Origin of the sequence: Fundidesulfovibrio soli, from assembly GCF_022808695.1 — a bacterium.
Lineage (GTDB): Bacteria > Desulfobacterota > Desulfovibrionia > Desulfovibrionales > Desulfovibrionaceae > Fundidesulfovibrio > Fundidesulfovibrio soli.
The window spans coordinates 78,467-104,307 of record NZ_JAKZKW010000008.1 but is presented as its reverse complement, the minus strand read 5'-3'; the positions used below and the strand labels follow the sequence as shown (position 1 = coordinate 104,307).

Sequence of the window (25,841 nt, the reverse complement as noted above, 5' to 3'; positions counted from 1 at the left end):
CATGCGCGTTCTTCTGGTGGAAGACGACCCGCAAGCCGCCTCCTATCTGGTGAAGGGCCTCAAGGAGCAGGGCCTCACCGTGGACCACGTGGCCGACGGGCGCGAGGGCCTGATCCGGGCCACGGCGGGCGGCTATGACGTGATCGTGCTGGACAGGATGCTGCCCAACCTGGACGGCCTCTCCATCCTCAAGGCCATCCGCGCCGCAGGGGACACCACCCCCGTGCTGGTGCTCTCGGCCCTCTCCGACGTGGACGCCCGCGTGGAGGGCCTGCGCGCCGGCGGCGACGACTACCTGACCAAGCCCTTCGCCTTCGCGGAGCTCATGGCCCGCATCGAGTCCCTGGGCAGGCGCGGCCGCGCCGAAAAGATGCTCACCGTGCTCCAGGTGGCCGACCTGGAGCTGGACCTGACCGCCCGCACCGTGAAGCGCGCGGGCAAGCCCATCGACCTCAAGCCCAAGGAGTTCTCCCTGCTGGAGTACTTCATGCGCCACGCCGGGCAGGTGGTCACACGGACCATGCTGCTGGAGCGCGTCTGGGACTACGCCTTCGACCCCCAGACCAACGTCATCGACGTGCACGTCTCCCGGTTGCGCAGCAAGGTCGACAAGGATTTCGACAAGCCCCTGATCCACACCGTGAGGGGGGCGGGGTACATCCTGCGTGATCCGTCTGAAGCTCCTTAAGTCGTTCAGTTTCCGCCTGGCCCTGTGGTACGTGGGCATCTTCGCCATCACCGCCACGGTGGTCTTCGGCTTCATCTACTGGGCGGCGGTGACGTTCATGATCCGCCAGACCGACGAGATCATCGAGAGCGAGACCTGGGGGCTGGTGGAGCAGTACGACGAGCGCGGCCTGGCGGCGCTCTCCATGCAGATCTCCAGCCGCCAGCGAAGCGGCTCCTCCCAGGCCAACATCTACCTATTGGTGGACCGCGAGTTCCACTACCTGGCGGGCAACATGCGCCTGTGGCCCAAATCCATCGAGCCGCGCGGCTTCCCGGAGTGGCACACCATCTCCGTGACCGCCGAGGACGTGGCCCACCCCCTGGAGGCGCGGGTGTTCGTGGTCACGCTCATGGGCAAGGTGCACATGCTGGTGGGGCGCGAGCTCTCCGACGTGTTGCGCGCCCAGGCCGTCATGGCCCGGGCCATGGCAATCGGCCTGTTGTGCACGGTGCTCATGGGCCTGGTCTGGGGCCAGGTGATGAGCAACAAGCTTCTGCGCCGCCTGGAGGACGTCAACCGCGCCAGCCGCAAGATCATGGGCGGCACCTTCACCCAGCGCATTCCCCTGACCGGCTCCGGCGACGAGTTCGACAGCCTGGCCCAGAACCTCAACGCCATGCTCGACCGCATCGGCGAGTTGGTGGTGGCCGTGCGCCAGGTGGGCGACAACATCGCCCACGACCTGCGCAGCCCCCTGACGCGCCTGCGCTCCCGCCTGGAGCTGGCCCTCCTGGAGGACCCCGACCCCGCGGCCCAGCGCCAGGCCATCGAGGACGCCATCGACCAGGCCGAGGCCATCATCGCGACCTTCAACGCCCTGCTGACCATCGCCCGGGCCGAGGCGGCGGCCGCGCGGGACGCCTTCGAGCAGCTGGACCTGGCCATGCTCGCGCAGGACGCCACCGAACTGTACGAGCCTTTGGCCGAGGACAAATCCATCACCATGACCCTCAACCTGGAGACGGGCGCGAACGTGCTGGGCAACCGCCACCTGCTCTCCCAGGCGGTGGCCAACCTGCTGGACAACGCCGTGAAGTACACGCCCGAGGGCGGGGCCATCCGCGTGGAGGTGGCCTCCGGGGAGGGCGAGTCCGTGCTCACGGTGGCGGACAGCGGGCCGGGCGTGCCCGAAGCCGAGCGCGCCCACGTGCTCTCCCGGTTCTACCGGCTGGACCAGAGCCGCAACACCCCGGGCTCCGGCCTGGGCCTCTCGCTGGTTGCGGCCGTGGCCCGGCTGCACGGAGGCAGGCTCGAGCTGGGCGACAACGCCCCCGGCCTCAGGATCAGCCTCACCGTCCCCGCGGCACAGCCAGGATGAACATCCGTTCATCCTTGGGAAATATTTCTGTCATTCACGTGATTTAATTGCTCCCATCACGGGCGCAGACCGCCCAACACCAGGAGAAGACCATGTTAAGGACGAAGCTCATCCGCATCGCGCTCACCTGCTCCCTTCTCGTCCTGTTCACTGTGGGCCAGGCCCTGGCCGAACTGCCCAAGCTCGCCGACCTGGCCGAAAAGGCCGGACCGGCCGTGGTGAACATCTTCACCGAGACCATCCCCAAGCAGCAGCAACAGCCGCGCACGCAACGCAACATCCCCCGCGGGACTCCTTTTGACGACTTCTTCGACCAGTTCGACCAGTTCTTCAACCGCGACCCGCAACAGCAGCAGCGCAGCCGCTCGCTGGGTTCCGGTTTCCTGATCTCGGCCGACGGCTACATCCTGACCAACAACCATGTGGTGGAGAAGGCCGACCGCATCAACGTGAAGCTCCAGAAGGGCGAGAAGACCATCGCCGCCAAGGTCATCGGCACCGACCCCGAGACCGACCTGGCGCTCATCAAGATCGACAACGGCTCCAGCCTGCCCTACCTCAAGCTGGGCGACTCCGCCAAAATGCGCGTGGGCGACTGGATCATGGCCATCGGCAACCCCTTCGGCCTGTCCCACACGGTCACGGCGGGCATCATCTCGGCCAAGGGCCGCGTGATCGGCGCCGGCCCCTACGACGACTTCATCCAGACCGACGCCTCCATCAACCCGGGCAACTCCGGCGGCCCGCTCCTCAACCTGGACGGCGAGGTCATCGGCATCAACACGGCCATCGTCTCCTCGGGCCAGGGCATCGGCTTCGCCATCCCCTCCAACATCGCCAAGGAGGTGGTGGCCCAGCTCAAGAGCAAGGGCAAGGTGCGCCGCGGCATGATGGGCGTGACCATCCAGTCCATCGACGAGAACACCGCCAAGGCCCTGGGCCTGTCCTCCACCCACGGCGCGCTGGTCAGCCAGGTGAGCCCGGGCAGCCCGGCCGAGAAGGCGGGCATCGTCTCCGGCGACGTGATCACCGAGGTCAACGGCCAGGCCGTCACCGACTCCCACGAGCTCACCGCGCGCATCGGCACCATGGCCCCCGGCGACACCGTGTCCGCCACCGTGCTGCGCAAGGGCCAGACCAAGACCGTGAAGGTCACGCTCACCGAGCGCGACCCCAAGAAGCTCGGCAAGGCCGAAGAGCAGGACCAGGGCGACGAATCCAGCACGCTGGGCATGTCCCTCTCCAACGTGGACCCGCGCAACGGCCGCCCCGTGGACGGGCTGCTGGTGGTCAACGTGGCCCCGGGCTCCCCTGCCGCCGAGGTGGGCATCCGCCGGGGGGACGTGCTGGTGGAAGTGAACCAGCGCCCGGTGGGCAGCGTGGCCGACGTGGCCCAGATCGTGAACAAGGAAGGCAAGGCCAACGGCGCGGTCCTGGTGCTCATCAAGCGCCAGGGGCAGCCGGTGTTCCGCTCCATCCCGGTGCAATAGAGCACTGCCCGGCATGAATTGATCCCCTCGCGCGGCTCCGGCCCCAGCCCCCCGGAGCCGCCTGCCTCGCACCCCGCATCAGCCCCCCGTCATGGGGGGCTGTTGTTTTTCGGGGCCTGCCCAGGCTTCCGAACCGGCGCGTTTGCAATCCCCCGAACCATCTGCTAGTTTCATGCGCTGGCTTTCCGCACTGAATAGTCAACAAACTCGAACAATTACCAGACGGAGCAGCCCATGGAGCGCCGGGACTTCCTGGAGTTTTTCTCATTCGGCGGCAAGAAGCGCGAGGCCGCGCCGCCCCCGCCGCCGCCCCAACGCTGGGTCATGGTCGTTGACCTGCGGCGCTGCGTGGGCTGCCAGGCCTGCACCGTGGCCTGCGCCATGGAGAACGGCACCCCCCTTGGCGAATTCCGCACTTCGGTAAGCGATTTCGAGACCCTGGAGCAAGGCAGGCCGCGCAAGATCCTGCTGCCCGCGCTCTGCAACCACTGCGACAACCCGCCCTGCGTGCCCGGCTGCCCGGCCAAGGCCACCTTCCGCCGCGCCGACGGACTGGTGCTGGTTGACGCCCAGCGCTGCGTGGGCTGCGGCTACTGCGTTCTCAACTGCCCCTACTCGGCCCGCTTCCTCAACCGCGAAACGCGCTCGGCGGACAAGTGCTCCCTGTGCGTCCACCGCCTGGACGCCGGGCTGCTGCCTGCCTGCGTGGAGACCTGCATCGGCAAGGCCCGCACCGTGGGCGATGTGAACGACCCCGCCAGCGCAGCGGCCCGCCTCCTGGCGGAGCACAAGGCCGTGACGCTCGCGCCCCAGGCCGGGGCCAAGCCCCAGGTGTTCTACATCGGCCTGCCCGAGGGCATGGCCCTGCCGCAGGCCGACCCGGCCGTCGCACGCGAGCGCCGCGTGACCGAGGAGACCTTCCGATGAGCACGCTGATCGAACTCACCGCCTTCCGGCACCAGCCCGTGTGGGAGATGCACGCAGCCCTGTACCTGCTGATGATCCAGGCCGGCGCCTGGGCCATGCTGGCCGGGCTGGCCGCCAGGGCCGCCAACTCAGAGAGGCTGCGCGGGCTCGGTGCCTGGGGCCTGCTGGCCGCCACGGGCCTGGGCCTTTGCGCCCCGCTGAACCTCATCGCTGAGATGCTTAGCCCCCACAAGTTCTACACCCTGATCCCGCACTTCACCCCGAGCTCCCCGCTCTCCTGGGGCGTGGCGGCCATCAGCCTGTTCGTGCTGGCCGGGGCCCTGGGCTGCGTGGGGCTCAAGCGCACCCTGCCCGTGCCGAAGAAAGCAGTTGCGGGCCTGGGCCTGCTGGCCGCGCTCGGCGTGCTGGCCTACACTTGGTTCGAGATCGCCCGGGCCGCCGGAGTGCCCCTCTGGGCCAACCCGTACGCCTCGGCGGTGCTGCTCGCCTCGGCGCTGCCTTGCGGCCTTGGGCTGGCCCTCTGGCTGGACCTGGCCCACGGCGGCGCGGCGGCGCAGTCCCTGATCGTGCGGCTGGCCGCCGCCCTTGGCGCGCTGGGCTCCGGCGGGGCGCTGGCCGTGTGGGGCCTGCTGGGCTCCTGGCCTGATGCGCCCGGCTGGCCCTGGGGTTCGGCCCTGCTGGGCGGCTCGGCCCTGGCCCTGCTGCTGGCCGGGGCGCTCTTCCTGGACAGGCCCAAATCCCTCTCCGGCCCGCTGACCTGGGCCTGCCTGCTGGCGCTGGCCGGTGGCCTGGGCGCGCGCCTGGGCATCCTGCTGCTGGGGCAGTCCGCCGCGCTGGGCCGCGCCCAGGGCGAGCCGCATCTGCTGGGGCACACGGACATCCTGGGCGTGCTGGCCCAGCCCGCGCTGTTCGTGGCGCTCATGTTCATCGCCTCCATGGTCATGAGCCGCCCGGCAAAGACTGAGCCCGCCGCACCCAAAACTCAGGCCGCGACTGACGCGCCCGCCGCCCCGGCCCAGCCCGAAGCCCCCGCCGACGCCCAAACCGCCCACGGAGACCCCGCATGAGCATCGACCGCCGCACCGTCCTCAAGGGCCTTGGCGCTGGGGCCGCGCTCTCCGTGTTCGCCTCGGGCTACAAGCCCACGCTCCGGGCCATGCTTTTATATCCGGTCCAGTCTGACCCGGCCAAGCAACGTAACAACTGGCCGCACCTGGAACCCGAGGCCACGGTGGACAAGGCCACCGGCGAAGTGACCTTCAACCGCCAGCAGTATCTGGCGGGCAGCATCTGCCTGGGCTGCACCTCCATCTGCGGGGTGCGCGTGCGCATGGACAATGTCTTCGGGAGCGTTTTGCGCGTCTCCGGCAACCCCTACCACCCCCTGGCCGCCCAGCCCCCCGCGCCCTACGAGGCATCCCTGGCCGACACCGTGCGCGCCCTCTCCGCCCACCAGGGCTCGGGGCTTTCGCAGCGGGCCACGGCCTGCGGCCGGGGCAACGCCGTGCTGGACAAGCTCAAGGACCCCTACCGCGTGCTCACCCCGCTCAAGCGCTTGGGGCCGCGCGGCTCCGGCAAGTGGGAGCCCATCACCCTGGAGCGCCTGGTGGAGGAAATCTCCGCGGGCGGCGACCTCTTCGGCGAAGGCCAGGTGGAGGGCCTGGCCGCCCTGCTGGACGGCAAGCCCATCGACCCGGCCTCCCCGGAACTGGGCAGCCGCGCCAACCAGCTGGCCTGCATCTTCGGCTACGCCAACGGGCGCATGCAGTTCTTCCAGCGCTTCGCCGCGGGCTCCTTCGGCACCATCAACATCGCCAACCACCAGGGCAACTGCGGGCTGACCATGCGCGCGGGCTACGCGGCCATGCTGGGCGACTTCCAGGAGTATCCGCACCTCAAGCCCGACTACGCCAACTGCACCTTCTACCTCTCCGTGGGCTCGGCCCCTGCCAACGCGGGCAACCCCTTCATGTACCAGGCTGCCCACGCGGCCCGCGCCCGCGCCGAGGGCGGCCCGAGGCTGGTGGTGGTGGACCCGGTGCTCACCAACTCCGACAACGCCTGCTGCGGCGAGCGCACCGAATGGGTGCCGGTGCGCCCGGGCACGGACGGCGCGCTGGTCATGGGCATGATCCGCCGCATCCTGGAGACGCGCGGCTACCAGGCCGGGCACCTGGCATGCGCCGGGCCGCTGGCCGCCAAAAACGCGGGCGAGGCCGCCTGGACCAACGCCGCGCATCTGGTGGTGGCCGATCCCGCCGCCAAGGACTTCGGCCAGTTCCTGCGCGCCCGCGAGCTGAGCCCCGAGGCCGCCGAGAACGCCCTGCTGGCCCGCGACGTGGCCACGGGCGACATGGTGGCCCACGATCAGGCCCAAGGCCCCTGCTCCATCTTCTTCAGCGGCTCCGTGGCCACCCCGGCCCGCACCGTGGCGGTGAAGACCGCGCTGCAGCTGCTCCTGGAGGAGGCCCAGTCCAAGACGCTGGCCGAATACGCCAAGGCCTGCGGCGTGCCCCAGGCGGACATCGTGCGCCTGGCCGACGAGTTCGCGGCCAACGGGCGCACCGCCGTGGCCGACTGCCACGGCGGCACCATGCACGCGGGCGGATTCTACACCGCCTACGCCGTGGCCCTGCTCAACGCCCTGGCGGGCAACCTGAACCGCAAGGGCGGCACGGGCGTGGGCGGCGGCAAGTACAAGGATTTCGGCCCCGGCCCGCGCTACAACCTGGCCGACTTCCCGGGCAAGGCCAAGCCGGGGGGAGTGCGCCTCTCCCGCCAGGGCTTCCCCTACGAGAAGACCAGCGAGTTCAAGCGGCTGGTGGAGTCAGGCGCCAAGCCCTACCCGGCCAGGGCCCCCTGGTACCCGTTCTCCAACTCCGTGCAGTCGGAGTACCTGCCCTCGGCGCTGAGCGCCTACCCCTACCCGCTCAAGGCCATGCTCTTCTGGGCCAGCAACCCGGTCTACGGGCAGGCCGGGCTGATGAACACCAGCGCCGGGCAGATCAAGGACCCCAAGCGCATCCCGCTGATGGTCTGCGTGGACGCCTTCATGACCGAGACGGCCGCCCTGTGCGATTACGTGGTGCCCGACGTGGCCCTGTACGAGGGTTTCGGCTGCGCCACGCCCTGGGCCGGGCCGCTCTCAAAGGTCTCCAGCGTGGCCTGGCCCTGTGTGAAGTCCCCCGTGGCCCGCACGCCTGCGGGCGACCCCGTATGCATGGAGAGCTTCCTGATCACCCTGGCCAAGCGCCTGGGGCTGCCCGGCTTCGGCCCTGAAGCCATCGCCGACGCCCAGGGCGGCAAGCACCCCCTGGAGCGGCCGGAGGACTGGTACCACCGCGCCGTGGCCAACATGGCCTTCGACGGCAAGCCCGTGGCCGACGCCGCCCAGGAGGACATGGACGCCAGCGGCGTGTCCAAGCTGGCCGAGAGCCTGGCCCGCGTGCTCACCCCGGAGGAGGCGGCCAAGGCCGCCAGCGTGTACTGCCGGGGCGGGCGCTTCGAGCCGGTGGAGAAGGGCTGGCAGGGCGAACTGCTGGCCTCCAGGTGGGAGAAGCCCGTCCAGATCTGGAACGAGAACGTGTCCCGCGCCATCAACTCCATGACCGGCAAGCGCCTCAAGGGCACGGCCGCCTGGATCGAACCGGCCTTCTGCGAGGGCACCCCGGTGCGCGCCGTCTACCCCGAGGAGAAGTGGCCCTTCTCCATCGTCTCCACCAAGTCCCAGCTGATGGCCGCCGGTGCCGTGGGTTCCAAGCGGCTGCACGCCATCCGGCCCGAGAGCGAGGTGGCCGTGTGCGAGGCCGACGCCGCCCGCCTGGGCCTGCGCACGGGCGACAGGGTGCGCCTGGAGACCCCGGACGGCTCCGTGGAAGCGCGCGTCACCGTGCGCCGGGGCGTGATGGAGGGCGTGGTGGCGGTGGAGCACGGCTACGGGCACTGGGCGCTGGGAGCCAAGGAAATGAGCTTCGGGGCCAAGACCCTGCCCGCCAGCCCCCTGCGCGGCGCGGGCGCGGCCTCCAACCTGCTTGGCCTCAAGGACCCCTTCCGCAAGGGCTTCTCCACGCTCGGCGACATCGCGGTGGGGGCCAACGCCCGCAACGCCCTGCCCGCGCGCATCGTGAAGCTGTAGGAGATGGAGGACGCCGCCGGGCTGGCCCGGCTGTTCGACGCGGGCGCGGCCCTGCTGCTTAAGCGCCCGAGCCACGGGCTGCTGGAGGCCGCCAGCCTCGCCCTGCCCTGCCTGGCCGAGCCCATGCTGGAGCCGGACGCCCTGCCCCTGGCCCTGGAGGACTGGAGCGACCTGTTCTTCTCGCCGCGCTCCGGGCGCTACCTGCCGCCCCTGGAGTCCGTCTTTCGGGAGGGCCGCCTGGGCGGGGAGGCCGCCTGGAGTGCGCGGCAGGCCTACGAGGCCGCAGGGTTCGAACCGGCCCGCCTGGACATGGACCCGCTCTGGCGGGCCATCCCCCACCCTGACCACCTCGGCTTCGAGCTTGCCTTCGTGAGCGCCCTGCTGCGCTGCGCCGACGATGATGCGGCAGGCGCGGCAGCCCTGCATGCCACGGCCCGGGCCTTCCACGCCGAACGCATCGCCCCCTGGGCCGGGGCCTACGGTCTGCGCCTGGGCGAGGCCGGGCGCTCCCCCCTCTACCGTGCCCTGGCTGCGCTGCTGCAGAGGCTGGCCGCGCCGCTCCCTGGCTGATCCCCCGCTATACCGCGTCGGCCACGCCGTTCCTGAGCACGCCCACGCCCTCCACCTCCACCTCGCAGACGTCCCCCGGGGCCATGAACACCTTGGGGTCGCGCGCGAAGCCGATGCCCGCCGGGGTCCCGGTGACGATCACGTCGCCCGGCTCCAGGGTGGCCACCTCGCTGATGATGGAGACCAGGGAGGCCACGTCGAACATCATGTCGTCGATGGAGGCCTTCTGCATCACCTTGCCGTTGAGCCGAGTCTGGATGCCCAGCCCCGCGCAGCCCGGCGGCAGCTCCTCCGGCGTGACCAGCCACGGGCCGAAGGGGCCGGTGCCGTCGAAATTCTTGCCCACGGTCCACTGCGGGGTGCGGAACTGGTAGTCCCTGATGGAGGCGTCGTTGAACAGCGAGTACCCGGCCACGTGCTCCAGGGCCACCTCCTTGGGTATGGCGTGCCCCTTGCGGCCGATCACCACGGCCAGCTCGCCCTCGTAGTCCAGTTGGGTGGAGACGGCAGGGCGCACGATGGGCTCGCCATGCCCCACCAGCGTGGTGGTGAAGCGCAGGAACAGTGTGGGGTAGTCCGGCATGTCGTAGCCGGTCTCCTTGGAGTGGTCGCGGTAGTTGAGCCCCACGCAGACGATCTTGCCGGGCCGCCGCACCGGCGGCAGCCAGCGCACACCTGATTCGTCCACCACCGGGGCCTTCTCCAGCAGCGCGCCCACGGCCCGCAGGTCCGCCCCGGTGGCCAGCAGCTCCTCCAGATTGCCGGGATAGTCCTGGTCGCCCTCGAAGAACGCCCGCATTTCCCCATCCTTGCACAGTGCCAGGCCCGTGCGGCCCTCCCGGCTGATCATGGCCAGACGCATGACGTATCCTCCTTGCGGCCCGGGCCGCATTCTGTTTTTGACATTACACTGTTCATAGCACTATACTGTTAAAAACAGTATGCGAGGCTCCCATGGAAAAACGCAAGCAATACAGGCACCTCAACGCCTTCGTGCTCCTGGCCCTGGCCGAGGCCCCCAGCCACGGGGCCGCCGTACACGACGCCCTGCTGCACAAGCTCCCGGTGTTCAAGGCCGACACCGGGGCCGTGTACCGCGCCTTGCAGAAGCTGGAGCGCGACGGCGAGATCGCCTCCGGCTGGGACACGGGCCAGTCCGGACCGCCCCGCAAGGTCTACCGCCTGACGCCGCTGGGCTGGGAGCGGCTGGCATTCTGGAAGGGCGACATCGAGACGCGCATGCGCATCCTGTCGGTGTTCCTGGAGGCCTATGAACGCCTCTCCCCGCCGGAGCCCGACGAAGCCGGAGCAAAGCAGTGAGCCCGCCAACCGTGCAGCCAGGCTTGCCGCCCGAGGCCGGGCCGAATGAGGGGCCGAAGACGGGGGCCGCAACCGGGTCCATGCCGGACGCCACGTTCATGGCCGAGCCCGGGGTTGACCCTGGGACTGGCCCGATAGCTGGCCCTGGGACAGGGCCAGCGGGCGCGGCCGGGATCGGAGCAGAGCCCGAACCGGGGCCAGAACCGGGCTTCGAACTCCGGCCCTGCACAACCGGACAGATCTTCCGGGCCTTCCTGCGCCTGGGCCTCACCGCCTTCGGCGGCCCGGCGATAATCGCCATTATCAGGGACATGGCCGTTACGCGCAACAATTGGCTTTCGGAGCGAACCTTCCGGGAGGGGCTTACCCTGTGCCAGTCCCTGCCCGGGGCCACGGCCATGCAGATGGGCGCCTACGTGGGTCTCAAGGCGGGCGGGTTGCGCGGGGCCGTGGCCGCCTACGTGGGGCTTGGGCTCCCGGCCTTCTTCATGATGCTCGGCCTGGCAGCCACCTACGGGGCCACGCGCTCGCTGGAGAGCTTCCAGGCCCTGTTCCAGGGCTTGCAGATCGTGGTCATGGCCATCCTGGCCGTGGCCTGCGCCGGATTCGGCCGCGCCCTGCTTGGCACCGCCCGGCACTGGCTGCTGGCCGGGCTGGCCTGCGCCCTGCTGGCCTACGGGGTGAACCCCTTCGGCATCATCGTGGCCTTTGCCCTGGCCGGGATGGTCGTCTTCTGCGATTCGCCTCCCGCAGCCCTGCCGCAAGTCGGGAGCGCGCCCGCGCCCTCCCACGTCAGGCCCATGCTGGCCTATTGCGCGGCCCTGCTGGCCGGACTCGGCCTGCTCCACCTGCTGGACCCCAGGCTGTTCAGCCTCACGGAGCTGATGCTGCGCATCAACGTGGTGGCCTTCAACGGCGGGTTCTCCTCCCTGCCGCTGATGCTCCACGAGATCGTGGACGTGCGCGGCTGGATGGACGCCAAGACCTTCATGGACGGCATCGCCCTGGGCCAGGTGACGCCTGGACCCATCAGCATCACCTCCACATTCCTGGGCTACATGCTCTTCGGGCTGCCCGGGGCGGTGGCGGCCACGCTGGCCATGTTCTCGCCCTCCTTCGTGCTGCTCATGCTGGCCGACCCCTACCATGAGCGTCTCAAGGCTTCGGTGCGCTTCCAGCGGGCCAGCATGGGCGTCAACTGCTGCTTCGTGGGGCTGCTTGGCTACACGGCGGGCATGTTCGCCCTGGCCACGCACTGGAGCCCGGCCCGAGTGCTGCTGGGCGCGGTCGCCGTGGCGGCCCTGGCCCTGAAGGTGGACATGCTCGTGGTGGTGATCGCGGGAGGGGTCGCGGCGCTGCTGCTGTTCTAGGCGGTAATTTCCGGGGAGAGAGCGCCTTGCATGTTTGCCGCGTTGCGGACGCTGTGAGCCGTAGCGGGTCCAGGCGCGGCCTCTCCAGGGCCGAACTGGCGGATGTTCTTCAAATACAGCGGGCAGTTCGGCCTTGGAGAGGCCACGCCTGGAGCCGAGACAAAGGCAGCGCCTTCGGTGGCCCAGGGGACTTCAACCCCTTGGAACCCCGCATCGCTTCTCGGCCTGCCACCGCGCGGGTCACGGGTCGAGCTTGCCGACGGCGTCAGGCTCGAAGAGAACGCCCCCGGCGTCGCCCCAGACCTGCACGCCGTCCCCAATCAGGACGACCTCGATCCGCTGGCCGCGAACCTCCTCGGGGAGGTCGATCAAGTGCCGGTCCCCCACGTTGGTCCATGCTCCCGCTCGGGTGGCCGGGCTGTAAACCGCCAGCGGCCGGAACGAACCCTCGCCGTCCACGGCGCGCACCTCCACCCGGCCCTGGGGCGAGGAGCCACGGGGATAGAACAGCAGACAGCCGCCGGACCATCCGCCTTCCGGGGGGGCCATGCCGATGGTCGCGGGCAGCGCCGCATCCTTGGCCTCGTAGGGCCGCCACCCTTTCTGGTCCGCATCGCCCGGCTTCACGTTCGCGAACGACGGCTTCGCCGCGTCGGACCGTGCGGGGCGGGTGACGAACCCCGATGCGGGGGCGATGGAGGCTATGGCCCGCCGCACCTCGCGGTAGCGGGCTTCCATGGAGCCGGCGTCCGGGGTTCTCGTGATGCCGAGGGCCTGGCGGCAGGCGGGATTCGCGAGAATTCCCCGCGCAAGGACGTCGGCCAGTTGGACGTACCCCTGGTTGGAGAAGTGGATGTAATCGCTGAACAGGGCGAACTGCCCGCATGGGTCGGCGAGGTATCCCGCCATCTCGGCGGAGGCGTCCACAAGCGGAACACCGGAGCGGCTGGCGAGCGCCCTGTTCGCATCGTTCAGCTCGCCGCGGATGAATTCGAGCATGGCCACTTTGTCGGCCGACAGATTGAAAATGCTCCCCCTGGCCTGAAGCACCGGGAAGTTCACCAGTACCGGCATGATCCCCGCGCGCAGCAGGGTCTCGACGGTCAGGGACGTGTGCGCCACGTATTTCTCCAGCCCGTAGCGCCACATCGCCTCGGCAGATGCGGGCGCGTGCCAGACAGGCCCGGGAAAGAGCCTCCGGGAGGCGTCCCGCAGCTTGCGGACCGAGGAGAGCCGCAGAAGCGGCGTGGTCAGTTCGTCCAGGAGGTACAGCCTGTGCGCGGCGTCCGCCAGATCGCGGCGCTCGGGCAGATCCAGCCAGGGATGCTGCGCCAGGCTCGCGGCGAGGAGAATGTTGTCGAACCCGTCTCCCAGCAGGACGAGGTCCGGCGAGAGCGGGATGATCTCCTCCTGGAGCCGCAGCAGGAACTGGAGGCTTGTATGAGCCGGGACCCCCGCGTTGATCACCTCCACCTGCCCGCCCGTGGCGGCGCCGAGCAGCTCCGCCAGGGCGCCGGGGTAGGCGGTGGCGTCCCAAGGCGGCATTCTGTCCGAAGGTGAAGGAGCTGCCGAGGCAGGCGATCCTGGGGCGGCCCGGCGTCCGCGACGGCAGGATTTCCGGCCCCCGGAATCCGAGCGAATTGATCGTGACCGAGGGTGTGGCCGCCCCGGGATTCAGGCGGGTGCCGAGGAGCTCGTGCCGGATTCCCACCGCGTCCTCTGGCGATCCGCGTCCGCCCGCCTGGATGTGGTCCAGCAGGCGGCAAGCGCCCTCGGCGTATAGAAAAATGAGAAAGATCAGGGCTGTGGCCCAGGCGATTTTCCTGTGGGGAGCGGCGGCGTGAGGCGTTGCCATATCGCCGGGGAAACTACAGCGAGTCATCCTGTTGCGCAACCGGGTCGCCTTGCCGCGCGGTCCGGCGAGCGCCTCCGGCGGCCAAGGGGACTTCGTCCCCTTGGAACCCCAAATAGACTATTGAATTATTGTGCTTTGAGCCTTCCGGGTGGCCCTGCCGGGACGGCGCACGCCGACATATCGGAAGAATATCGTCATGCGCCGTCCCGGCAGGGTCACCCGGAAGGCAACACGGACCACGGCGCACATCCGGGAAACAGCTCTCTCCGATCGACGCGAAGCCGAAAGGGAGTCGGGAGGGGCGAAGCCCCTTTCGCGGGTGGGGTCCGGGGAGGGCATGGCCCTCCCCGGTCCTCGTCTTCGGCGTCTAGTTGTTGGTGCCGCAGCCGGAGTACCAGCTCTTGCAGCTGGCCTGGCAGGACTCCATGTCGTAGCGGGATTTGTTCATCGGATTCTTGGAGCAGGCGCTCAGGCACTTCTGGTACTGCTGCTGGCAGTATTCGGGAGTCTCCTTCCCGTTGGGAGACTTGATGGGGCCTTTCCCATCCTCCACGGGCGGGGGCATCACCGGGCGCAGGGTACCGTCCTCGTTGGTAAGATGCAGGCGGGCGGCGCAAACCATGTTGCAGTCCGGACATTCGTAGTTGCAGGTGACGCTGGGGTCACCGGAGGTGTCCCTGGTGGTGCAGACGACCGTGCCGTCGGGCCTCACGCACTGGTACACCTTGCCGCCCTGGGCCTGGGCGATGCCCGCCAGGCCGACCAGCAACACGAGCAGGAGAAGGATTCTCATCGCGTTGACTCCTTTGGATGGATGATGGGCCGATGCACCCTCTGTAGCGCGCCACAGCGGTCATCGCAAGCGGGCAGGCAAAAAATCAGGGTTCGCCGGGAGAATCGTGCGGGGGGATCTTGAGCTCGCGCAGGGCGGCGCGCAGTGAATCCTCCTCCAGGGGCTTGACCAGGTAAGCGTCCGCGCCGCAGGCGTAGAGCGCGTCGATACGGGTGTCGGGCTCGTCCACTGCGGAGAGCATGATGATCTTGGGGCGTTCTTCCAGGGGCAGGCGCAGCTTGTTGAACAGGCCCACGATCTCGCGCACGGTGGTCAGCCCGTCGAGGCCGGGCATCTTCACATCCATGAGTATCAGGTCGTAGGGCTTGCCCTTGTCCAGGGCGGTGCGGACGCATTCCAGGGCGTCCAGGCCTGAGCTGGCGATGCGCACCTTGCCCAAAGGCATGAGCAGCTGGGTCAGGTGGAACTGGGTGACCTCGTCGTCGTCCACGGCGAGTATGTGCAGCATGGCGGCGTCCGGTATTGGTTTACGCGATACCTGTCATTTTTCCACACAGCGCGCAACGAAAAAACCGGTGCTAGTATACTCAGAAAGCCAGCCCACGCAACAGTTCCATGCTCGCGTGGTCGGTGAAGTCGAAACGCAGGGGCGTCAGCGTGATGTAGCCCTCGGTCAGCAGGGCCCTGTCCTTCTCCGGGGAGACCTTGTCCTTGGGGATCACGCCCGTGAGCCAGTAGTACTTCCTGCCGCGCGGGTCCTCGCGCTCCTCGTACCAGTCGTGGTAGGCGGCGCGGGTCTGCGGGCAGACCTTGAGGCCCTTGACCCGGTTCATGGGCAGGTGCGGGAAGTTCAGGTTGAGCACGCAGTTGCGGGGCAGCGCGGCCCAGTCCACCCTGGCGGCCAGCGCGGCGGCGTAGTCGGCCTGCCCGGCCAGGTCGCGCGGGTCGAAGCTGTCGTAGGAGATGGCCAGCGCCGGGAAGCCCATGAGCGCGCCCTCGGTGGCGGCGGAGACCGTGCCGGAATAGAGGATGTCCACGCCTACGTTGGCCCCGGCGTTGATGCCGGAGACCACCAGGTCCGGCACGGAGTCCATGAGCGTTGTCAGCCCGAGCTTCACGCAGTCCGCCGGGGTGCCGGAGACGCCCTGGCCGTAGAAATCCGCCTCGTCGAAGATTTTCACGCGCAGCGGGGCCGCCAGGGTGACGGCGTGCCCCACGGCGCTCATCTCGGTCACGGGGGCCACCACGTGCACGTCGTGCCCGGCGCGTTTGAGTGCGTGGTAGATGGAGCGCAGGCCCGTGGCCTGGATGCCGTCGTCGTTGGTGAGCAGGATCTTCATGGAATTATGCGCCTTCGGGTGCGGCACAGGGGCACTTGCCCCGCCTCTTGAAATCTGTAACTCTTTGCGCCGCTTGAATCCACATTAGATGACACCCGAGGGGCTGGCAAGCCGTGAGCGAAAAACGCATCTTCGTCCGTGACCTGGCGGTTGGCGCCCAGGTGAACGAGTGTTTCCTGCTGGCCCAGGCCTCCAAGGGGCAGGCCCGCAACGGCCCGTTCTGGAGCCTCAAGCTCCAGGACGCCACCGGCACCATCGAGGCCAAGCTCTGGTCCCCCGCGGCCGGGGCCTTCGAGGACATCGCCGCCGGGCAGTTCGTGCTGGCCTCCGGCGTGGTGAACACCTTCCGGGACCAGCCCCAGCTCAACCTGGACGGCCTGGAGCTGCTGGGCTCCTCCCCCGAGGGGGTGGACCACGGCCTGTTCCTGCCTCAGAGCGCCGAGAAGCCCGAGAGCCTGCTCACCGCCCTGGAGGAGCTGCTGGCCGCCAACATCGGCCACGCCCCCTGGCGGCGCTTCTGCCGCAAGGTGCTGGCGGACCCGGAGATCCGCGAGAAGCTCCTGGCGGCGCCCGGGGCCAAGGCCATGCACCACGCCTACCGGGGCGGCCTGCTGGAGCACACGCTTTCCGTCTGCAAGGTCACGCTGGCGCTCTGCCAGCTCTACCCGGCCCTGGACCGCGACACCCTGCTGGCCTCGGCCGCCTTCCACGACCTGGGCAAGGCCTGGGAGCTGACCGCCGGGCTGACCCGCGACTACACCGACGAGGGCCAGATGCTCGGGCACATCATGCTGGGCATGTCCGTGCTGGAGCCCTTCCTGCGCAAGGCCAAGGACCTGGAGCCGGGCCTGGTGCTGCATTTCAGGCACATGCTGGTCAGCCACCACGGCGAACTGGAGTACGGCTCCCCGCGCGCGCCCATGACGCCCGAGGCCATGATCCTTCACTTCGCGGACAACATCGACGCCAAAGTGCAGCAGTTCAGCCAGGTGGTGGATGACCCCGAGAAGACCGGCGTGGTGGGCTACGTGCGCGGGCTGGACCGCTACGTGTTCAACCCCCTGCGCGTGCGCCCCGAGACCCCGCCCGCCAAGAAGACCCAGGAAAAAGGACCGGCACAGTGTTCGTTACTTTCGAAGGCGTAGAGGGTTCGGGCAAGTCCACCCAGATCGGACTCGTCCGGCAATGGCTTGCCTCCCTGGGCCGCGAAGCCCTTGTGACGCGCCAGCCCGGGGGCTGCGCCCTGGGCCTGGAGCTGCGCCGCATCCTGCTGGACGCCCGCAACACCCACCTGGACAGCACCGCGGAGCTGTTCATGTACCTGGCCGACCGCGCCCAGCACGTGGCCGAGGTGATCCGCCCGGCCCTGGACGCCGGGCGCGACGTGCTCTGCGACCGCTACCACGACTCCACCGTGGCCTATCAGGGCTTCGGGCGCGGCCTGGACGTGGAGCGCCTCGTGGCCCTGGGCCGGATGGCCACGGGTGGGCTGGCCCCGCACGCGACCATCCTGCTGGACCTGCCCCCCGAGACGGGGCTGACCAGGGCCAGGGGGCGCAACCAGGCGGTTGGGGCGAGCCAGAGCGAAGGCCGCTTCGAGGCCCTGGAGCTGGACTTTCACCAGCGGGTGCGCGAGGGTTTTCTGGAACTGGCCCGGCGCGAGCCCGGGCGCTTCGCCGTGGTGCACGCCGCCGGAAGCCCGGAGGACGTGTTCGCCAGAGTCCGCGCGGCGCTCGAAGCGCATCTGTCCTGAAGAATTAAAAAACTCTTTCCTCACAACGGCCTTTCAGGCTAGGTGTTGCCTACCATCCATTCCCGGAGGAATCCACGATGCGCAAAATCCTGCTTCTGTTCGCCATACTTCTGCTTGGCGCCCAGGCCTCCCTGGCCCAGACCCCCTTCGACATCAGCAAGAAGAGCCAGCTGGCCGAGATCGTGGCCAAGGGCAAGCTCGTCGTGGGCATGGAGCTCAAGTTCTGGCCCTTCGAATACACCGACGAGAAAGGCCAGCCCGTGGGCCTGGACGTGGACGTGGCCCGCCAGATCGCCAAGGACATGGGCGTGGAGCTCGAAATCAAGGACATGGAGTGGACCGGGCTCATCCCCGCGCTGCAGTCCGGAAAGATCGACCTGATCATCTCGGGCATCACGGGGACGCTTGAGCGCGCCAAATCCATCACCTTCACGGACGCCTACTTCACCACCGGCCTGTGCGCCCTGCTCTCCAGCAAGCGCGCGGGCGACCTGACCAAGGCCGACCAGCTCAACGCCACCGGCCGCGTCATCGCCGTGAAGACCGGCACCACGGCGGATTCCGTGGCCACCGCCCGCTTCCCCAAGGCCCAGATCAACCGCTACAAGGACGAGACAGCCTGCGTGCAGGAGGTGGTCAACGGCCGCGCCGACGCCTTCTTCTACGACCAGATCTCCGTGGCCAAGCACGCCCGCCAGAACCCGGAGAGCACCAAGGCCCTGCTCACGCCCTTCACCTACGAGCCCTACTGCATCGCCATGCGCAAGGGCGACTTCGACCTCTGGAACTGGCTGCAGATGTTCATCAGCGTGAACAAGGCCAACGGCCGCATGGAAGAAATCCGCAAGGCCCACCTGGGCGAGCTGTTCTAACAACGCCTTACGCGTCCCGGCCGGCCCTTTGCCCGGCCGGCCGGGGACTTCCTCGCCATGACCCGCGACCCAAAAACCATCCGCCCCTTTTACGTCCGCCTGATCATCGTCGCCTTCTTCACGGCGTCGCTGGCCGGGCTGCTCTCCACAATCGACTACACCTGGAACTGGGGCGTGGTCTGGCAGTACCGCGCCGTGTACTGGCAGGGCTTCGTGAACACGGTGGCCGTCTCCTGCGGGGCCATCGCGCTGGGGCTGGCCATCGGGCTCCTGGGCGGTCTGGCCCGCGTGTCGGAGAACATCTGGCTGCGCGAGCTGGCCACCATCTACGTCTGGGCCTTCCGGGGCACTCCGCTGCTCACCCAGATCTACATCTTCTACTTCTGCCTGGCCGTGGTCATCCACGTGGACAGCCCCTTCCTGACCGGCATGGCCACCCTGGCCTTCTTCGCCGGGGCCTACATCACGGAGATGGTGCGCGCGGGCATCGAGTCCATAGGCCAGGGCCAATGGGAGGCGGCGCGCTCTTCGGGCCTGAGCCACGGCCAGACCCTGCGCCACGTGATCTTCCCCCAGGCCATGCGCCGCATCATCGCCCCGGTGACGGGCCAGTTCGTGTCGCTCATCAAGGATTCGTCCCTGCTCTCGGTCATCGCCGTGCGCGAGCTGACCAAGGGCGCGGAGATGGTCAACGCCGCAACCTACAAGACCTTCGAGGCCTACCTGCCCCTGGCCGCCTTCTACCTGCTGCTGACCTACCCCCTGAGCATCTTGACCTACCACTTGGAAAGGCGGATAACCTACCAGTCCGCTCCAAGAAAGCCTTCGGCGGACAAACAGAAAGGAGCGGCCACATGAGCAAGGACGTTAAGGTTTTCGCCTTATCCACATGCATCCACTGCAAGCATTGCAAGGAATTCCTCGATGAGCGCGGCCAGGAGTACGAGTGCGTCTACGTTGACAAGCTCACCGGCGACGAGCGCAAGCAGGTCATCGACGAGATAAAGAAGGTCAATCCCACGTTGTCGTTCCCCACCGTCATCGTGAACCAGAAGGTCATCGTCGGCTTCGACAAAGCCGAGATCACCCAGGCCCTGGAGGAGTGATGGACGCCAAGCAGCTCTTCAACATGCTCGGACCCATTCAGGCCAAGAAAGGCTACCAGTTCAACCCGGACACCTCCATGACCATGGACCTGATGGAGATGCTCCTGGTCAACAAGGAGCGCTACGGGCACATGGCCTGCCCCTGCCGTCTGGCCAGCGGCAACTACGAGATGGACAAGGACATCGTCTGCCCCTGCGCCTACAGGGAGCCGGACGTGGCCGAGTACGGGTCCTGCTTTTGCGGCCTCTATGTCGATCAGCGCTGGATCGACGGCACTATCCCCCACCAGGTGGTGCCGGAGCGCCGCCCCCCCGAGAAGGTGCTGGCCGGGCTCGGCCTGGAGTGATCCCCGTCTTCCGGGCAAGGCTCCTGGTCAGGCCGGGGGGCCGCCGCATCCGCTTCTCCGTCAGCGCCGGCGCAACATGTGAGGCTGCGCAGGAGGCTTTCCGACCGGAAAATATCTTCACACAACCGGCCCGGTGCGGTTTTTATTGACTCCCAGGCGATCTTTGTTACGTTTTTTTTATTATTCGCAATCGTGTAAAGCCGGGATGGTTGGCATCCATGAAGCAGATCAGGCTGGTCATAGCCGAGGATATGGAGATAGTCCGCAAGGGTCTCAAGGCTCTGATCACCTCCAACCCCGGTTTCGAGGTTGTCGGAGAGGCCGTTGACGGACATGCCGCCGTGCGCCAGGCCCAGACCGCCAACCCCGACGTGGTCATCATGGACCTCTCCCTGCCGCGCATGGACGGGGTCGAAGCCATCACCGAGATCAAGCGCCGCTTCCCGCGCATGCGCATCCTGGCTCTGACGGGCCACGGGAAGGAGTCCTACCTGACCACCGCCGTGCAGGCCGGGGTGGACGGCTACATGTTCAAGCACAGCCCCAGCGAGGAGCTGTTCGCCGCAATCAAGGCCGTGGCCCAGGGGCAGACCTATTTCTCGCGTGAGGTATCCTCCATGCTGGCCCAGGTATGCCGCATGGGGAATAAGAACAACGCCCCGCTGGAGCGCCTCTCCAAGCGGGAGCGCCAGGTGCTCAAGCTGGCGGCCAAGGGCATGACCAACAAGGACGTGGCCGACGCCATCTTCGTCAGCGTGAAGACCGTGGAAAAGCACAAGACCAACCTGAAGAAGAAGCTCGGGCTGCGCAGCTCGCTGGAGCTGGCCGCGTTCTGCGTGGAGAACGGGCTCACCGACGACGAATAACCCCGCACCAGTCCCGGAGGGAACGCCTCCGGCGGCCAAAGGACGAAGTCCTGCCTTCGGCCCTCTGGACTCCCGCTCCGCTTCGCGTTTCCCGCTCCATGCGCCGCTTCATACCTGCACTTTCGCGGCGGAAGCGTTCCGCAAATCACTTCCCGCTGGCGACCGCCTCCAGCAGTTCCTCGAACTCCCTCAGCTCCTCCCTGGCCCCCTCCCCGCGCAGCAGGGCCTCCTCCGCCAGCCTGGCGGCCTCGCCCAGCTCCCGCAGCTGGAAGAGCTGGCACGATCCCTTGAGCGCGTGCGCGGCCTTGCGCGCGGCCTCCCATTCCCCGGCGGCCACGGCCTCCCGCACGCGGGCCAGCGTCTCCCTGCCGGAGGCGACGAACTCCGGCAGCAACGGGCGAAGCGCCTGGGGCACGCGGTTGATGTCCACCCGCGGGCTCATCGCTTGGCCAGCCCGTACTTCTTGAGCTTGTACTGCAGCGTGCGCCTGCTGATGCCCAGAGCCTCGGCGGTGCGCTCCCGGTGGCCCTCGTTGGCCTCCAGCGCGCCGAGCAGGATGGCGCGCTCGGCCTCCTCGAAGCTGGCCGGGGCGGGCGCGGCAGCCTGCGAAGCGGGGAGGACGGCCGCGGACACCGCCGAAGAGGCCTGAGTGGCCTCGAGCAGGTGCGGGGGCAGGGTCTCGGGGGTGAGCACGTCGGAGCGGGTCAGGATCAGGGCGCGCTCCAGCACGTTCTCCAGCTCGCGCACGTTGCCCGGCCAGGCGTAACGCCCCAGCAGCTCCAGAAAGGCCGGGCTCACGCTGCGCACGCTCTTGCGGTTGCGCTCGCCCAGCTTGGCCAGCAGGTGGGCCACCAGCTCGGGCAGATCCTCCAGGCGTTCTCGCAGGGGCGGGATGGAGATTTCGAGCACGGCCAGCCGGAAATAGAGGTCCTCCCGGAAGGCGCCCTTGGCCACCTCGGCGCGCAGGTCGCGGTTGGTGGCCGCCAGGATCCGCACGTCCGTGGGCACCGGCCGCACCGAGCCGAGAGGCTCCACCACGCGCTCCTGCAGGGCGCGCAGCAGTTTGGCCTGCACGGCCAGGGGCAGCTCGCCCACTTCGTCCAGGAAGATGGTGCCGCCGTGGGCCAGTTGGAAGCGGCCGGGCTTGTCCTTGACGGCCCCGGTGAACGCGCCCTTGGAGTAGCCGAACAGCTCGCTTTCAAGCAGCTCGCCGGGCAGGGCCGCGCAGTTGACCTTGATGAGCGCGTTGTCGCGGCGCGGGCTCTGGGAATGGATCAGCTCCGCCACCAGCTCCTTGCCGGTGCCGGACTCGCCCAGGATGAGCACCGTGGCCTCGGCCGGCCCCACCTGGCCGGCCAGCTCGCGCAGGTTGCGCATGGCCCGGCTGGAGCCGATCAGCCGCGAGGCCGCGTCCTTCTCGCCCACCTTGCGGCGCAGCTCGGTGTTCTCGCCCAGCAGGCGGCCGTACTCGTGGGCGCGCTCCAGCACGGCGCGCAGCTCCTCGTTGTCGGCGGGTTTGGTGAGATAGTCGTAGGCCCCGCGCTTCATGGCCTCCACGGCGGAGCCCACCGTGCCGTAGGCCGTGAGCATCACAACTGGCAGCACCGGCGCGCAGGAGCCGATGGCCGCAAGGGCCTCCATGCCGTCCATTCCGGGCATGCGCATGTCCAGGAGGACCACCCCGGGGCGCTCCTTGGCGTCGCCCGAGCCTCCAGCCCCGCAGAGCAGCTCCAGGCCCTTCTCGGCGGAGGGGGCTTCCAGCACGCGCCAGCCCGCGTCCTCCATCACGGCCCGCACCATGAGGCGATGGCCGGGTTCGTCGTCGATCACGAGGAGTGTTTTCATGTCAGGTGGGTGATGGGGGGTTGCATGGGGAGGCCTCCGGCGGCCAAAGGGCTTCGCCCTTTGGAATCCCAATCAATTGGCTCAGTTTCACCACGATTGTTCGCGGCGGGGCGGATCACCCGTTGCCTTGCGGCGCTACGGAACGGAAGAACATGGTCACGCGGGTGCCGCGACCGGGGTCCGACTCGATCTCCAACTCCCCGCCATGATGGCGCACGATGCTCTGCACGATGGCCAGCCCCAGCCCGGAGCCGTCCCGCCGCGTGGTGAAGAAGGGCTCCAGGGCGCGGGACCGCTCCTCCTCGCTCATGCCGTGGCCGTCGTCCTGCACGGAGACAGCCGTGCCGCCCTGGCGGGATTCACTGCGCACGGTCACGGCCCCGCCCTCGGCGGGCAGCGCGGCCAGGGCGTTGAGCACCAGGTTGATCAGGGCCTGTTTGAGCGCGTCGGGGTCCGCGAAGGCCTCGGGGGCCTCCAGGGCCGTGGCGAAGCTGGCGTTGCGGCGCTCCAGGTCGAAGCGCAGCAGGGATTCCAGCTCCCCGCACAGGGCGGCCAGCTCCACGGGCGCGGGCTCCATGGGGCGGGGTTTGGCCAGATAGAGCAGATCCGTGACCACGCGGCCCAGGCGGTCGGCCTCCTGCACCATGGTCCTGGCGTAGGACTCCTCGGGCTCCCGGCCTTTGAGCTTGGAGGCGAACAGCTGCGCGAAGCCGCGCAGGGCGGAGAGCGGGTTGCGGATCTCGTGGGCCACGCCCGCGGCCAGGCGGCCCACCGTGGCCAGTTGGCGGCTCTGCTCCAGGTCGTTCTCCAGGGAGCGCAGATGGGTGCGGTCGCGCAGGATGACCAGGGTCTCGCCGTCAAGGGAGCGGCTGAGAATCTCCAGGTGTCTGCCTTCCAGGTCCTGCTGGCGCCACTCCCCTGCGGCGGCGCAGCCTTCGCCGGGCTCCCGCAGGCAGGCGGCCACGGGAAGGGAATCGAAGCTGCGCCCGGCCAGTTCCTCGCCGAGGATGTTCTTGGCCGCCGGATTGGCGGCGGTGACCATGCCCGAGGCGTCCACCGCGATGATGCCCTCGGGGATGGAGTCCAGCAGTTTGGAGTGGAAGCTCTCCAGGCGCACCAGCTTGCGCCCCTGGGTGCGCCTGCGCATGTAGGCCAGGAGCAGCAGCCAGACCAGGGCCGCCGCGCCCAGCACGAAGCCGGTCTGGGCCATGGCCTGGCTGCGGAACTGCCGGTACTGCTGGTAGTGTTCGTCCAGGCTCATGCCCACCAGGAAATACACGGGGGCCTGGCGGCCCGGGGCCGTGCCCGGCCCGGAGCCGGGGCCTCTGCCAGGGCCCTGGCCGGAGCCTTGGCCTGGTCCCTGGCCCAAGCCGCGCCCTCCCGGGCAGAACTGGGCCATGCCGGGGCGCATGGTGCTGGCGTAGCCCAGCATGGTGGTGCCCCCGGCGAAAGGCAGGCTGCCGAACCACTCGCCGGTGACGGCAAGGTCCTCCAGGGCCAGTGGGTCCAGGGGGGGCTGGACCGCGCCTCCCGCCGTCTCCGGCTGGGAGGAGAGCAGCAGCTGGCCGTGGGAATCGTACACGCCCAGAAACAGCACGTCGCCCGAGGCCGTGACCTCCTGTAAGGCCTCCTGCAGGCGCAGTCGGGCTTCCTCGGGCTGCATGCGCCCGAGCATGGGCATCACGCGGGTGAGGTTGGCCTCTACCCCGTGCAGGATGGCCCGCGCCGCGAAAAGCACGTGCTGGTCGATGAGCCTGCGCTGCTCCACCAGGTTGCGCCAGGTGAGCGCCGAGAGCGCCACCCCCAGGATGACCAGGGCCAGGGCGGCCAGGGCCAGGAGGCTTACGGGCGAACGCTGGGAGGAGACGTCCACGGTTTTATTTCACCACCAGATCCATCACCTGCTCGGGGGTGAGGTTGTTTTCGATGGCCAGCTCGCGGAAGGTCATGTCCGAGAAGGCCACTATGCCCCGGGCCTTGAGCCTGGCCTGGGCCTGCTGGGTGTCGATGCCGTGTTCGCGGCAGAAGGCGGAAAGGGTCATGCGCTCCAGGCCCTCCGGCACGGGGATGACGCCCGGGGTTTGGGCCACTGGCTGCTCGTGCCCCGGCTGGGACGGAACGGGGGCCGGCGCCGAAGCGGAAGCCTGGGGGGCCGCCGGAGTTGGCGCAGGCGCAGGCGCCGGAGCGGGGGCAGGCTCGGAAGCCTTGGGCGGCACGCCGCGCAGGGCGTCGTAGACCTCGATGGGCAGCATCAGATTCGACTGGGCGATCTGGCGCAGGGTCATCTCCGGGGAGGCCTTGATGCCCGCCTTGGTGAGCTTCTCCACGGCGGTGGAAAGGTTCAGGCCGTACTGCTCGCACACGTCGGAGAGCTTGAGCCTGCCAAGCCCCGGCGGGGGGTCGGCGGGCAGCTGGGGCGCGGGGGGCGGCGTCTTGACCTCGGCGGTCTGCACCGGCGGGGGCGTGGGGGCCTTGGGCTCCTTGCCGCCGCGAAGGGTTTCGTACACGGCGGCCGGGGCCAGGCCGTTCTTGCGGGCGATCTCCTGCAGGGTGGCGTCCGGGGAGGAGAGCTTCACGTTGTGCAGGGCCAGGTTGGTCAGGGCCTTGGCCGGGTCCAGGCTCAGGCGCTTGGCCAGGTCCGTGGGCGTCATGGAGGCGGCCCCGGCGATGGGGGGCTCGCCGAAGCTCTTGGCGTGCCAGGCCTTGAGCGAGGCGGAGAGGTTCACAAGCGTGCCGCCCGGGGGCAGCTTCAGCACGCTGGCCACCATCACCACGAAGAAGGTCATCACGGCCAGCACCCAGGAGGGGGCCGCGCTGCGCTCCTCTTCCTCCAGGGCCATCATCCTGCGGCCTCCGGCCAGCAGGCTGCCCAGCCCGCCCAGCACGGTCAGCAGGCCCATGCCGTAGTGCAGGGCCTCCCAGCGGGGACGTGAGAGCCCCAGGAAGGTCCACTCGGACCAGAGGGCCACCTCGCTGGAGGGGCCGGCGAACAGAGCCAGGGACGAGGCGCACAGCCCCGCCAGGGAAAAGGCGAAAAGCAACCAGAACAGACGGCGTATCATGAAGTTTGCTCCCTGCGATCGGCGCGGGCACCGGCCCGCCGCAAGCTCACTGATCTACACCCCGCCGCCGTCCGATGCAATCCGCCCATCAAGGAGGAACCCCGCCGGTGGGGGGCGGGGTTCCCTTGGTGAGGGCGCGCCT

Annotated in this window: 25 protein-coding genes; 16 read left to right on the top strand and 9 right to left on the bottom strand. The window is 68.8% G+C overall.

The annotated features are described in order from the left end of the window. Window position 1: 1 nt before the first annotated feature. The 7 genes from MLE18_RS09460 (at window position 2) to MLE18_RS09430 (ending at window position 9,170) form a co-directional block, all read left to right on the top strand. A complete protein-coding gene (locus MLE18_RS09460) occupies window positions 2–688 on the top strand; it encodes a response regulator transcription factor (protein WP_243438551.1) in 687 nt (228 codons plus the stop codon). Then, the gene (locus MLE18_RS09455; RefSeq protein WP_243438550.1) at window positions 666–2,048 is read left to right on the top strand and encodes a HAMP domain-containing sensor histidine kinase; all 1,383 of its coding nucleotides are present in this window, start codon (window positions 666–668) and stop codon (window positions 2,046–2,048) included. The genes MLE18_RS09460 and MLE18_RS09455 overlap by 23 nt, the downstream gene beginning before the upstream one ends. Window positions 2,049–2,140: 92 nt before the next feature. Further along, entirely contained in the window at window positions 2,141–3,538 is a 1,398-nt protein-coding gene (locus MLE18_RS09450) for a DegQ family serine endoprotease (RefSeq protein ID WP_243438549.1), read from the top strand. 234 nt (window positions 3,539–3,772) lie between these two features. After that, a complete protein-coding gene (locus tag MLE18_RS09445; protein ID WP_243438548.1) occupies window positions 3,773–4,465 on the top strand; it encodes a 4Fe-4S dicluster domain-containing protein in 693 nt (230 codons plus the stop codon). Continuing rightward, window positions 4,462–5,532 carry an NrfD/PsrC family molybdoenzyme membrane anchor subunit gene (gene nrfD / locus MLE18_RS09440; protein ID WP_243438547.1) on the top strand — a complete coding sequence of 357 codons (1,071 nt, stop codon included), beginning with the start codon at window positions 4,462–4,464 and terminating at the stop codon, window positions 5,530–5,532. Before MLE18_RS09445 ends, nrfD begins: the two co-directional genes overlap by 4 nt. After that, window positions 5,529–8,600 carry a molybdopterin dinucleotide binding domain-containing protein gene (locus MLE18_RS09435; RefSeq protein WP_243438546.1) on the top strand — a complete coding sequence of 1,024 codons (3,072 nt, stop codon included), beginning with the start codon at window positions 5,529–5,531 and terminating at the stop codon, window positions 8,598–8,600. Before nrfD ends, MLE18_RS09435 begins: the two co-directional genes overlap by 4 nt. A gap of 3 nt (window positions 8,601–8,603) precedes the next feature. Beyond that, a complete protein-coding gene (locus MLE18_RS09430) occupies window positions 8,604–9,170 on the top strand; it encodes a molecular chaperone TorD family protein (RefSeq protein WP_243438545.1) in 567 nt (188 codons plus the stop codon). 7 nt (window positions 9,171–9,177) lie between these two features. On the opposite strand, the gene MLE18_RS09425 is transcribed toward MLE18_RS09430, so the two are convergent. Further along, the gene (locus MLE18_RS09425) at window positions 9,178–10,032 is read right to left on the bottom strand and encodes a fumarylacetoacetate hydrolase family protein (RefSeq protein WP_243438544.1); all 855 of its coding nucleotides are present in this window, start codon (window positions 10,030–10,032) and stop codon (window positions 9,178–9,180) included. 92 nt (window positions 10,033–10,124) lie between these two features. Between MLE18_RS09425 and MLE18_RS09420 the strand changes: the two genes are divergently transcribed. Both MLE18_RS09420 and chrA read left to right on the top strand, forming a co-directional pair. Then, on the top strand, window positions 10,125–10,490 hold the full coding sequence (locus tag MLE18_RS09420) for a PadR family transcriptional regulator (protein ID WP_243438543.1): 366 nt from the start codon (window positions 10,125–10,127) through the stop codon (window positions 10,488–10,490). Then, a complete protein-coding gene (gene chrA, locus MLE18_RS09415; RefSeq protein WP_243438542.1) occupies window positions 10,487–11,860 on the top strand; it encodes a chromate efflux transporter in 1,374 nt (457 codons plus the stop codon). Before MLE18_RS09420 ends, chrA begins: the two co-directional genes overlap by 4 nt. 240 nt (window positions 11,861–12,100) lie before the next feature. Here chrA and MLE18_RS09410 read toward each other — a convergent pair whose 3' ends face one another. From MLE18_RS09410 to surE, 4 genes are all read right to left on the bottom strand, one after another. Next, window positions 12,101–13,405, bottom strand: a complete 1,305-nt coding sequence (locus MLE18_RS09410) for an SGNH/GDSL hydrolase family protein (RefSeq protein WP_243438541.1) — start codon at window positions 13,403–13,405, stop codon at window positions 12,101–12,103. Window positions 13,406–14,082: 677 nt separating this feature from the next. Continuing rightward, the gene (locus MLE18_RS09405; RefSeq protein WP_243438540.1) at window positions 14,083–14,508 is read right to left on the bottom strand and encodes a hypothetical protein; all 426 of its coding nucleotides are present in this window, start codon (window positions 14,506–14,508) and stop codon (window positions 14,083–14,085) included. Between the two features lie 85 nt (window positions 14,509–14,593). Further along, window positions 14,594–15,016, bottom strand: a complete 423-nt coding sequence (locus tag MLE18_RS09400) for a response regulator (protein ID WP_243438539.1) — start codon at window positions 15,014–15,016, stop codon at window positions 14,594–14,596. A gap of 79 nt (window positions 15,017–15,095) precedes the next feature. Beyond that, on the bottom strand, window positions 15,096–15,848 hold the full coding sequence (gene surE / locus MLE18_RS09395; RefSeq protein WP_243438538.1) for a 5'/3'-nucleotidase SurE: 753 nt from the start codon (window positions 15,846–15,848) through the stop codon (window positions 15,096–15,098). Between the two features lie 113 nt (window positions 15,849–15,961). Between surE and MLE18_RS09390 the strand changes: the two genes are divergently transcribed. The 7 genes from MLE18_RS09390 to MLE18_RS09360 all read left to right on the top strand — a co-directional run bounded on the left by MLE18_RS09390 (window position 15,962) and on the right by MLE18_RS09360 (window position 20,792). Continuing rightward, a complete protein-coding gene (locus MLE18_RS09390; RefSeq protein ID WP_243438537.1) occupies window positions 15,962–16,993 on the top strand; it encodes a 3'-5' exoribonuclease YhaM family protein in 1,032 nt (343 codons plus the stop codon). After that, window positions 16,969–17,601: a dTMP kinase gene (gene tmk, locus MLE18_RS09385; protein ID WP_243438536.1), complete on the top strand. Its 633-nt coding sequence runs from the start codon at window positions 16,969–16,971 to the stop codon at window positions 17,599–17,601. Before MLE18_RS09390 ends, tmk begins: the two co-directional genes overlap by 25 nt. Window positions 17,602–17,678: 77 nt before the next feature. Beyond that, on the top strand, window positions 17,679–18,473 hold the full coding sequence (locus MLE18_RS09380) for a transporter substrate-binding domain-containing protein (RefSeq protein WP_243438535.1): 795 nt from the start codon (window positions 17,679–17,681) through the stop codon (window positions 18,471–18,473). A 57-nt stretch (window positions 18,474–18,530) separates the two neighbouring features. After that, the gene (locus MLE18_RS09375) at window positions 18,531–19,331 is read left to right on the top strand and encodes an amino acid ABC transporter permease (protein ID WP_243438534.1); all 801 of its coding nucleotides are present in this window, start codon (window positions 18,531–18,533) and stop codon (window positions 19,329–19,331) included. Further along, window positions 19,328–19,579 carry a glutaredoxin family protein gene (locus MLE18_RS09370; protein ID WP_243438533.1) on the top strand — a complete coding sequence of 84 codons (252 nt, stop codon included), beginning with the start codon at window positions 19,328–19,330 and terminating at the stop codon, window positions 19,577–19,579. The genes MLE18_RS09375 and MLE18_RS09370 overlap by 4 nt, the downstream gene beginning before the upstream one ends. Beyond that, window positions 19,579–19,926, top strand: a complete 348-nt coding sequence (locus MLE18_RS09365) for a ferredoxin-thioredoxin reductase catalytic domain-containing protein (RefSeq protein ID WP_243438532.1) — start codon at window positions 19,579–19,581, stop codon at window positions 19,924–19,926. The genes MLE18_RS09370 and MLE18_RS09365 overlap by 1 nt, the downstream gene beginning before the upstream one ends. Before the next feature lie 218 nt (window positions 19,927–20,144). Further along, window positions 20,145–20,792, top strand: a complete 648-nt coding sequence (locus tag MLE18_RS09360; RefSeq protein WP_243438531.1) for a response regulator — start codon at window positions 20,145–20,147, stop codon at window positions 20,790–20,792. A gap of 145 nt (window positions 20,793–20,937) precedes the next feature. Here MLE18_RS09360 and MLE18_RS09355 read toward each other — a convergent pair whose 3' ends face one another. From MLE18_RS09355 to MLE18_RS09340, 4 genes are all read right to left on the bottom strand, one after another. Then, on the bottom strand, window positions 20,938–21,222 hold the full coding sequence (locus MLE18_RS09355) for an Hpt domain-containing protein (RefSeq protein ID WP_243438530.1): 285 nt from the start codon (window positions 21,220–21,222) through the stop codon (window positions 20,938–20,940). Between the two features lie 8 nt (window positions 21,223–21,230). Further along, on the bottom strand, window positions 21,231–22,637 hold the full coding sequence (locus MLE18_RS09350) for a sigma-54-dependent transcriptional regulator (protein ID WP_243438529.1): 1,407 nt from the start codon (window positions 22,635–22,637) through the stop codon (window positions 21,231–21,233). Window positions 22,638–22,752: 115 nt separating this feature from the next. Then, window positions 22,753–24,510 carry a two-component system sensor histidine kinase NtrB gene (locus tag MLE18_RS18105; RefSeq protein ID WP_243438528.1) on the bottom strand — a complete coding sequence of 586 codons (1,758 nt, stop codon included), beginning with the start codon at window positions 24,508–24,510 and terminating at the stop codon, window positions 22,753–22,755. 4 nt (window positions 24,511–24,514) lie between these two features. Beyond that, the gene (locus MLE18_RS09340; protein WP_243438527.1) at window positions 24,515–25,699 is read right to left on the bottom strand and encodes a hypothetical protein; all 1,185 of its coding nucleotides are present in this window, start codon (window positions 25,697–25,699) and stop codon (window positions 24,515–24,517) included. Between the last annotated feature and the right edge of the window lie 142 nt (window positions 25,700–25,841).